Source organism: Sphingomonas bacterium, from assembly GCF_903643035.1.
Classification (GTDB): Bacteria; Pseudomonadota; Alphaproteobacteria; order Sphingomonadales; family Sphingomonadaceae; genus Sphingomonas.
In genome coordinates this window covers 1-9,411 of record NZ_CAHJWW010000100.1, presented here as the reverse complement: position 1 = coordinate 9,411, position 9,411 = coordinate 1, and the positions used below count along the sequence as shown (strand labels likewise).

General features: G+C 66.8%; 9 protein-coding genes, 1 tRNA gene and 1 pseudogene. 7 read left to right on the top strand and 4 right to left on the bottom strand.

Annotated features, from left to right (window positions below; all coding sequences use genetic code 11):
• On the top strand, nt 1–220 hold a 220-nt coding region (locus HUV01_RS08035), incomplete at its 5' end, for a TolC family protein (RefSeq protein WP_174297774.1).
• Nucleotides 221–415: 195 nt separating this feature from the next.
• Here HUV01_RS08035 and aac(3) read toward each other — a convergent pair.
• Complete coding sequence (gene aac(3), locus HUV01_RS08030; RefSeq protein WP_254606492.1) at nt 416–1,204, bottom strand: aminoglycoside 3-N-acetyltransferase; 789 nt, start codon at nt 1,202–1,204, stop codon at nt 416–418.
• A gap of 48 nt (nt 1,205–1,252) precedes the next feature.
• On the bottom strand, nt 1,253–2,722 hold the full coding sequence (locus HUV01_RS08025; RefSeq protein WP_174297772.1) for a hypothetical protein: 1,470 nt from the start codon (nt 2,720–2,722) through the stop codon (nt 1,253–1,255).
• A 136-nt stretch (nt 2,723–2,858) separates the two neighbouring features.
• Between HUV01_RS08025 and HUV01_RS08020 the strand changes: the two genes are divergently transcribed.
• Nucleotides 2,859–3,011: a hypothetical protein gene (locus HUV01_RS08020; protein ID WP_174297771.1), complete on the top strand. Its 153-nt coding sequence runs from the start codon at nt 2,859–2,861 to the stop codon at nt 3,009–3,011.
• Nucleotides 3,012–3,017: 6 nt separating this feature from the next.
• Entirely contained in the window at nt 3,018–3,638 is a 621-nt protein-coding gene (locus HUV01_RS08015) for a LytTR family DNA-binding domain-containing protein (protein ID WP_174297770.1), read from the top strand.
• Nucleotides 3,639–4,543: 905 nt separating this feature from the next.
• Here the strand turns inward: HUV01_RS08015 and HUV01_RS08010 are convergent.
• Nucleotides 4,544–4,828 carry a helix-turn-helix domain-containing protein gene (locus HUV01_RS08010; RefSeq protein WP_174297769.1) on the bottom strand — a complete coding sequence of 95 codons (285 nt, stop codon included), beginning with the start codon at nt 4,826–4,828 and terminating at the stop codon, nt 4,544–4,546.
• Between the two features lie 80 nt (nt 4,829–4,908).
• Between HUV01_RS08010 and HUV01_RS08005 the strand changes: the two genes are divergently transcribed.
• Together HUV01_RS08005 and HUV01_RS08000 are read left to right on the top strand one after the other, a co-directional pair.
• Entirely contained in the window at nt 4,909–5,856 is a 948-nt protein-coding gene (locus tag HUV01_RS08005; protein ID WP_217430957.1) for a hypothetical protein, read from the top strand.
• Nucleotides 5,857–5,889: 33 nt separating this feature from the next.
• Nucleotides 5,890–6,255, top strand: a complete 366-nt coding sequence (locus HUV01_RS08000; protein WP_174297767.1) for a tyrosine-type recombinase/integrase — start codon at nt 5,890–5,892, stop codon at nt 6,253–6,255.
• Between the two features lie 121 nt (nt 6,256–6,376).
• On the opposite strand, the gene HUV01_RS07995 is transcribed toward HUV01_RS08000, so the two are convergent.
• Nucleotides 6,377–6,452, bottom strand: a tRNA-Thr gene (locus tag HUV01_RS07995).
• Between the two features lie 166 nt (nt 6,453–6,618).
• Between HUV01_RS07995 and HUV01_RS07990 the strand changes: the two genes are divergently transcribed.
• Complete coding sequence (locus HUV01_RS07990; protein WP_254606490.1) at nt 6,619–7,923, top strand: PAS domain-containing protein; 1,305 nt, start codon at nt 6,619–6,621, stop codon at nt 7,921–7,923.
• 88 nt (nt 7,924–8,011) lie between these two features.
• Nucleotides 8,012–9,411: pseudogene (locus HUV01_RS07985) on the top strand (NAD-glutamate dehydrogenase domain-containing protein); the annotation flags it as partial.

Here is a 9,411-nt window from a genome sequence, read left to right as displayed (position 1 = left end):
CGACGCCGCCGACCGGCAGGTCGCGGCCGCCGACCTCGCGCTCAAGGGCGTGCGGGCGGAGTACGCCTTCTCCTTGCGCACCACGCTCGACATCCTGATCGCCGACGAGTCGCTGCGCGCCGCGCAGCTCGCGCTGGCCCGGAGCCGCAGCGACGTCCTGATCGCCCAAGCTGCCCTCCTCCGCGCGACCGGCCGGCTGGGGCGAGACGCCTATGGCTGAACGTCAATCGTCTGGCGAATGCTAACTAAGCAGAAAACGAAGCGAGCCGAGTTGCGGGCGGATCTGACCCAAGTGACGTCAGGATGACCCAGACCCGGTTACCCAGCGGCACGCACGCGCTACTCACGACTGGCCGCTTGTTCATGAGGGCGAACGTTGGTTCGGAAGAATGCTCAGCTACGCTTGGCCCAGGAACTAGCGCTTTGGCGTGAAGCTATCCCAGCGCTCAATCCAGGAGGTGGCGAACCACAGTATCGCCGCCGCGTCGACGAGCAGGGAGGCGGCTTGTCCCACACGGCCGTCACGGCCGTCACCTACTTCGACGAAGTCTGACACGATCCGCTCGATATAGTTCTCGGGCATGCCCGGTAGGATCAGCTTGGCCGTGTCGAACTCCTCGATCATCCGCCAGGTCACGCCGTCCGGACCGGCATAGGGCACCTCGTAGCGGAGGGTCCGCTTGCCCCGGACGTCCGCGAGATGATCGGCGTGGTGGATGAGGGTCATCGTGTCCCATGGCGCGCCGACCATCAGCACGCGGCCCTCCGTCTCGACCAGCTTGGCGAGCGGCGAGCCCTGCCCATAGCCATAGTCCTGCGGGTGCTCCGCCGTGATCCAGTCGGCGAGCCGGCCGAGCGCAGCGATCGAGGCACCGGGGTTGCCGCTGCGGCGTGCGCCGGGCGTCGTCCGCAGGAACTCTGCCAACATACCGTTCATCCGCACCGCACGCGACCTCAGCGGGTCGAACCCAGGGATGTGATCCCGCCACTCGGCCAGCACCCGACCGTTGGGGTCGAGCAGATCGTCGTGGACGCTGTCCCAGCTGGTGTAGGCGATCAACGTGCCTTCCGGCCCGATCACGTCGAGAAGCGCGCCGATCAGTGCGTCGGGGCCATTCAGCAGCGGCCCGACCCTGCTCATGGCGGCGTGTATCATGAGCACGTCGCCAGCGGCGACGCCGAGCCGTCGGAGATCGGCCCGCACGTCCGTTCGCGTTCGGAGAACAGGGGGACTGTCGGTCATCGGCTGAGGCTAGCGGCGTTTGGCTGGCATGCCGTCTTCTCCCCGCCCGCGCGGCGTCCACCCACTCATCACCAGCAGCAGGGTGGTCGCTACGAGGCATGCCCAGCCGAACAGGTCGCCCACCCGCGCGTAGAGCGTCGGGCGTACCCCCATCGGAAGGTCGGCCGCGACCACCATCGCCCGCGCCGTGGTCGAGCGTTCGACGATCGCCCGACCGGCGGGATCGTAGGCACCAAGCCGGCCCTCGCGTGCGCTGCGCGCGACCGCGTAGCCGTTCTCGACGGCGCGCAGGGCGGTCATGCGCGCGCCCATCCAGCCGTCGCGACCGAAGTCCCACGCCGGCACCGCCATGACGCTCACCCCGCGATACTCCCGCCCGATCGAGGGGATGTGCATGTCCTTGCAGATCGCCAGCCCGACGATCGCCCCTGCGACCCCGATCGTGACTGGGGTGTGGCCCGGCCGGTCGCGATCCTCGAACCCCGGCAGCAGCCGCTGCTTGTCGTACCAGATCGCGCGGCCCGCGGGATCCATCGCCAGCGCGCGTCCGCGCTCGCCGATGCGGTCCCGCACCTCCAGCCCAACGACGATGGTGGTGCCGACCGCCCGGGCCGCGCGCGCGACATCGCGCTCGACGCGGGGTATCGCCGTCATGTCGAGCCGCGCCACCTTCTCGGGCAATACGGTCAGCGCGGTTCCGCGCTCGACCGACAGCACGGCCGGCCGGTACGCGGACCAGACCCTGCCCCAGTCGGTCGGGATACCGGGCAGTTCGTCGGTCGCGACCAGGGCGACCCGCATCCGAGGTGCCGAGGCGACAGCGTGGAACGCCACTGCGGTCCACGCCGTCGCTGCAAGCCCGATCGCGCAGACACAGGCGAGCGCCGCTAGCGCATCCCGCCGCGTCGGCCGGAGCGCAAACCACAGCCCCGCCAGCGATCCCGGCAGCAGCACCAGAAACACCACCGCCGACACGCCGCCCAGTGACGCGACCTGCACGAGCGCGGGATGCGCCATCTGGCTGTAGGCGAGGCTCTCCGCCGCGCCATGCGACGACAGGGTCAGGGTCGCGACCTCGAACCCCGCCTGGCTCGCCGGCAGGACGAGCGCCGCAAGCCACAGAGGCCGTCGGCGCGCGGCGATCAACGCGAGTCGGGCCGACAGCCGCCAGCCGCCGATCCGCAGCGCGGTGATCGCGAGCGCCACGCCCCATCCGATCTGCGCGACATAGTAGGACCAGACCGCCAGCATCGCGGCGGCGCCCGCGACCGAGCCCGCGACCCGCGCGTCGCGCTCGGTCCGGCATACCGCCAGCATCGCGATGGGCGCGAGCCACGGTGTCCACCATAGCGGCTGGAGAGCGTATCCGGCGGTCAGCAGCAACCCCGCAACGAGGCCGCCCGCGATGGCGAGCGGAGGCGCCGCTGCGAAGCGATCGAACGCGGCGGACGGCGGCGGGGCGAGCGTGAGATCGGTCATGACGGTCCTTTCGCACAACCCGATGCGTCTACTCCGATGTGGTGGCCAGCGCGGATGCGCGGGCGGGCGAGCGGGTTCGCGAACGGGCAATCGGTACAGGCTTGCGAGCCGCTGCCCGAAACGGCAATCTTGTCCCGTGATGACGGAAGGCTGGAACGGTCAGGTGGGCGGAGCGGCGTGGTGGGCACGCGCGCTCAGCTTCGCCGGCGTGCTCGGCATCGTTCTGGGTATCGTCGGCCCGTTCGGCAGCTACCTGAACGGGGACGTGCTGACCCGCATTGCCGACTGAGCGGGCATGACGCTGGCGGGTACGGTAATCGCGGGCCTTGTCGTTCCGCTCGCGATGAGGGTAAGTGCGCGCCTCGGCTTGCCGCGCAGCTTCGCGCTGGCGGTGGGGCTGCTGGTCGCCGCGGTGCCGATCAGCGTCGTGTCCGCGCTCGTGACCGGGACGATCTGGCCTTGGCAGACGGCGGCGCTTCGACCGCTGGACTGGTACGGCCAAACCTTGCTCGTCGAGCTATGCGTCGTTGTCCTCTGGCTACTCGTCGAGATCGCGCGCAGACAGAGGTCCGCCATCGGACCGGCCGTCCCCGTCGAGGTCGCGGCGACACCGCTCCAGCCACGCTCGGCCGACCCGGTGCTCTGTCTCCAGATGGAGGATCATTACGTCCGGGTCCATCGCCGGTCCGGCTCGACGCTCGAACTCATGACGTTTGCCGAAGCGATCGCCCGACACGGATCACTCAACGGGATGCAGGTCCATCGCAGCTGGTGGGTCGCTGCCGACAGTGTCGAGGCGGGCGAGCGCGACGCGCGGAACTGGCGCCTTCGCCTCGCGAACGGCCTGCTGATCCCGGTCGCCAGGAACCGTATCGCTGAAGCCCGTGCGCAAGGATGGATCGACGCCAATGAATGATCCAATAGCGGTCGCTCGACGCATACTGACCATTCCTCAGCTTCGGACATCCGTTCATGTTAAGTCCGCTACGTTGGACGAGGGGATTAGCTGGAACATTGCGTTATGCTACAGCAACATTAGCAAGAATGTGTTCGGATTACCTTCAGGAGCTGCTAGGCTCATACTGATATATTGCTAGAAGATCAGGAGCCGTTGGCGACCGCAGCGACCAGCGTAGGATGGAGGACAAGCTTAGTGTCCTGATCGGCGTTGATAATAGTGGCAAGATACTGGCGCTTATAGCCACTATCGAAGATGTGTTTTGGCGACGAGCATCGAGCACACCGACGCTACCATTCCACAACATCACGTCGATCAGCTTGGCCACATCCTCTGCGCCGTGGATGCGCTTGGAGGCAAGGTACCGCAGCTTCGCGATGGCCAGATCTAATCGCGCCTGGATAATCTCGAACAAGAGGTCCGCACCATCCTTGACGAGATCGAAATCTCGCTGTTCAGATCCTCCAGCACCTGCCAACCGAGCTTGCGGATCGCGACTTGATAGTCGTCTTGGCTGATTTACGACCGACCAAACGTGATCGCCCGACGACGGGCGGTTTCGAACAGGCGTATCAGATAGCGTATGATGCAATACGCACTTATTAAGTCGACAAAGCGATTGTAATCAGAAAATGCTCCTTTGGCATCAGACCATGCTGCGACACCTCCGGCCTTGCCGACCTGATCGCCGCCATAATTGCAACCTTCAGAACAACGAGCCATCGCTCCTGCGGGTGCCTGTCACGGACGAGCTCCTCCGCAACTGGCCTGTGTTCTACCTCCAAATCAGCCAATGGAACGCCCGCTAATATTCCGTCGTAGCCGCTGAAGAGCTCCTGCGGTTGCGGTCGCAGGCGATCCGCCTAGCTGACCATCGGGTAACGCTGCTCCAAGATCGCCATGAGGAATGTGCCTTGATCGAATCCTAAAGCCTCAGACAGCTGCGTCGCTCGCTCAATGGAAATCGGAATACGTCCCTTCGCCATGTGCGATAGAGCCACCGCTTGCTTGTAGCCAAGCTTCTTACCCAACTGACGAAGGCTGATCTTTCGAGACGCCGTGGTCTGCTCAAAGCCCGCGGCGAGCATGGTGGCGGCCGATGTATCCCGGCGCGGATATGCCGACGAGGAAGAAGCATCTACAGTCATCTATCTTGCGTGATTAAAAATGCTACTCTGGGCAATGTGCGTATCCTATGACACGCACATGACATTGATCGCTCACTCCATTGCCAAAGCTCTTTGGCGTGCTACCCGCAAAGGGGGGAAGGCTCAGCCTGACGCCTGCGCAGGCAGCGGTGCTCATGTCGCCAACGATCTACCAAGCACTGTTCTTCCTAGAAGTAGCGGAACTAAACGCATTATGCCAAGGTAACGAGCCGGCCGCGCAGCCACGTCGGCGAGCGGTAAACGCCACCAGCTCGGTCCCTACTGGCTCTGGTATCGACCTGACCGCGACAACTGGTGCGTCTGCTGGCATCGGAGGCGGTGAGACAGATAAGCTGTCCAAACCGCTTCTCGACGCACTAGCTGACCATTACCTCGCCTCTCAAGCGCCGGTCACAGCGCCCTTCAAGGTTGTGTATGTTGAAAAGCTTATGGCGGACTGGCTTCTTCAGCATGCCCAAGTCCATCTCAGTGACCCGGTCCGCTACGCAAACGGCGTCTCGCACTGGCAGGCGTTCTTCGCGGTCGAGCAATCATCTGGGCGCCTCCTGGGGCCACCCACCGTCGCCGACATCAACAGCGTGCTCATGGAGCGGTTTCATACGTGGCATGCCGCTCAAGGCGTGAGCACATCGACCATCGCACGAGACACTGCGGCGCTGCGCCAGCCTCTCAACTGGGCATGGAAGAAACGCAACCTCATCCCGTCTGCACCGTTCGTCCCCGATCCCAGGAACAAGAGCGAGCCGCGTGAACTGGTCTATACCGTCGATCAGGTTGCGGCGTTTCTGGAAGCGGCATGGGCGCTGGAAGAGCGTCGTCACATCCATATGTTCACCATGATCATGCTCAGCACCAACGCGCGCGTGGAAGCCGCTTTGGAGCTCGACAAGGACACGCAGCACCGCGGCGGCCTCCTCTATTTCAATGCGCCGGGTCGAGCTCAGACCAAGAAGCGTCGATCGATCGTTCTGGTGTGTCCAACCCTTGCACCGTGGCTCGATCTATAATCTGGCCGGGCCATCCAGTGGCAGATGCGGTCAGTGGACACGGAGACCGGCAAGCTTCGCTTCGATTTGCATCCGGTCGAGAGCATCAAGACTGCCTTCGAGAAGACCCTCATCGCAGCAGGCATATGTGAACATGCCCATGACCAGCAGGGTAGTGAGTTATGGCTGCCGGTGCGTGGTCGCCTGGGCGAAACCTCGCCGCGGCCCAAGCTGGTTGGGATCGGCTCGCCCAACACCCTTCGTCACACCACGAGCACCGAAATGCACCGCCGCGGTGTGCCTGAGGCTCAGATCGAGTCAGCCGCGGGCCACCGGGGCGAGACCACCAACAAGAAGCACTACAACCACCTACGGCCCGAGTATCTCACAGGCTTCATCGACGGGGTCGAAGCGTTCTGAGCCGACGTGGGCAGGCTCACCAAACCTCACCTGCGATACCAACGCGATGCCAAGATCATCGATCTGGCTACCACCCGGCGAGCGGGCAGCAAGAAACTCATTGTTTCTCAGGCTGTTGTGATGGTGCCGCTTGCAGGACTCGAACCTGCGACCCCCGCATTACGAATGCGATGCTCTACCAGCTGAGCTAAAGCGGCTCCTAGACGCCGAGGCGTCCATGGACGATGCGGCTAGCAGGTCGGCCTGTTGCTGACAAGCGATACGCCACCGCGCGCCTTTACCGCGGGTTTACCAGACAGGGCGCACATCAGGTCCGGCGGTCGATCGGCGGCCGGAGACAGGTGCATGGACGCGACAGGCGGCTTGGACGACGCACAGGAAGCCAGGGGCGCCCAGGACGCGGAGGTGACGCTCGCGATCGGCAACGACGAGCGGCGGATGCATGTGCGGGCCTACAACCTTTGGGTCTCGCTGCTGCAGGGCCGCGCCTATCCCTCGATCGAGAACCTCGACCCCGCCGGTATCGTCGATTTCGGCCCGCACAGCGTGCTGCTGGACTTCTCGCGCGGCATCGAGGATCCCTCCATCAAGTTCCTGGGCCGGTCGCTGCGTGAAGAGTGCGCGCTCGACCCCGCGATCACGCGCATCGCCGACGTGCCCGGCCGCTCGCTGCTGTCGCGGCTGACCGACCATTATCTCCAGATCATCGCCAATCGCGCGCCGATCGGCTTCGAGGCGGAGTTCGTCGGCACGCGCGGGCACCAGATGCTGTATCGAGGCATCCTGATGCCCTTCTCGTCCGACGAGGACACGATCGACTATATCTATGGCGTCATCAATTGGAAGGAGCTGGCGGATGCGGAGACGCAGGCGGGCCTCGTCGCGGAGCTTCAGGCGGCTATCGCCACTCCCACGCCCGCGCTCCCGCCCACGCCCACGCCTGTTCCACCCCGTTCCGATGCGCCGGTCTGGGCGGACGGGCCAAGGTCCGCGGGCGGTGCGGAGCCGGAGGTCGCTCGCGATCTTCATGCCTCTCCGCCGGTCGGCGATGCCGCCCCTGCCCCTGCCCCTGCCCCTGCCCCTGCCGCACTCGTCGATCGGCTGACGATCGCGCGCGAGAGCGCGGCGGCGGCCCGTGCCGCGGATACACGTACTCGCGGCGCGCTGTACCGTGCGCTTGGCCGCGCGCACGACTTCGCCATGGCCGCCGCAGCAGAGCCGAACAGCTATGCCCGGCTGCTGGCAGAAGCGGAGATCGCGGCCCAGGCACGCGCACCGATGACGGCGCTGGTGAAGCTGGTCTTCGGGACCGATTATGACAAGACGCGGGTGACCGAGTTCGCGACGGTGCTCACCGCCGCGCGCGACGCCGGGATCGCGGCGGGCAGGCTCGGCGCGTTCGTCGAGGCGCATGCCGGCGGGATCAAGGGCGTGGTGCAGGCCGCGCGCGCCGCCCGCGTCGTATCGCGTTCGACGCCACGGCCCGTATGCGCCGACAAGGGCTTCGCCGCGCGGCCGACGCTGGCGAGTATCGCGATGGCCGCTCCGGTCGCGATGGGGTCGCCGATGCTGCTGGTCGCGCGCGCCGGCACCGATGGCATGGTCGAGATCGTCGGTACGGTCGCGGAGGCGGGGCTGGTCCGCCGCGCGATGGCCGCGATCGGCTGACTGCCGGCCTTGCCGCCCCGTCTGAGCGGTTCATGCGGGACCACCGGAGCCTTGAGGTCGCTAGTCGGCGGGAGCATAGGCCCGCGCCATGACCAGCCCCGAAAAACCCATGTTGACCGACGCGCTTGCTGCCCGACTGACGCGCGGCGCGCTGCCCGGCGAGCTGGAGGGGTTCGGCGATGCCGACCGGTACGAGGCGGCGGCGTTCGTCGCTCGCGCCGCAGCGTCTCGCCTGCGCGGCCAGCCCGCTATCCTGCTCGAGACGCTGCCCGCCGGGCTCCCGCGACGGCGGCTGCGGCTGGCGGTCGTCAACGACGACATGCCGTTTCTGGTGGACACGGTGGCGGCGACGCTGGGCCTCGACGAGATCGCGATCGACCGGATCATCCATCCGGTGGTGGCGACGCGGCGCACGCCGGACGGCACGCTGCTGGCGATCGACGAAGGCGGGTCGCCGGAGTCAATGATGTACCTGGAACTCGAGCGGATCGACGCGCTTCGCCGACGCAAGCTGGTCGACGACCTGATGCACAACCTCGCCGACGTGCGCGCGGCGGTGAGCGACTGGGCGGGCATGCGCGCGCGGCTCGCACGCGACGCGGAGGTACTGGGCGTCGGCGAGGGAGCGGCGCTGCTCCACTGGCTGCTCGACGGGCGGTTCACGCTGCTGGGCCACGAACGCTGGCGCGTTCCGCCGGCGAACGGCGCGGCCGTCGATGGCGAGGTGCTGGGGCTCGCGCGCCATGCGCAGGCGGTGCCGCTACTCGACGACGGGTCGCGCAGGCTGGCGGTGGAGCACTTCGAGGCGGGCGGCGAGGCGCCGCTGCTGCTGAAGTCCAGCCTGGTCGCGACCGTTCACCGCGCGGTGCCGCTGGACCTCATCGTAGTGCCGACGTGGGAGGGCGGAACATTCGCCGGCCTGTCGATCCATGCCGGCCTGTGGACCAGTGCCGCGCTGGCGACGCCGCCGCGGGAGGTGCCGGTGCTGCGCGCGCGGCTGGCGCAGCTTGAGGGCCGGTTCGGCTTCGATCCGCGCGGCCATGCCGGCAAGGCGCTGACCCATGCGCTCGCCGCGCTGCCGCACGACCTGGTCACCGCGTTCGACGCCGATGCGCTGGAGGAACTGGCGCTGGCGGCCATGAGCCTCGCCGACCGGCCGCGGCCCAAGCTGGTGCTGGTGCGATCGGCGCTTGGGCGGCACCTGTTCGCCTTTGCCTGGCTGCCGCGCGACGAGGTGACGACGGCGCGCCGCGTCGCGTTCGGAGACAGCATCGCGCGTGCGGCGGGCGGGCGCGTGCTGAACTGGTCCATCGTGCTGGAAGACGGCGGCGTCGCGTTGATCCGCTACACCATCGACGTGCGCGGCGATGGCCACATGCCCGACGCCGAGGCGCTGGACCAGGAACTAAAGCGGATGGTGCGCGGCTGGGCCCCGGTGGTGGAGGCCGCGCTCGCCGAGCGGGTGGCGGCACCGCGTGCCGCGCGGCT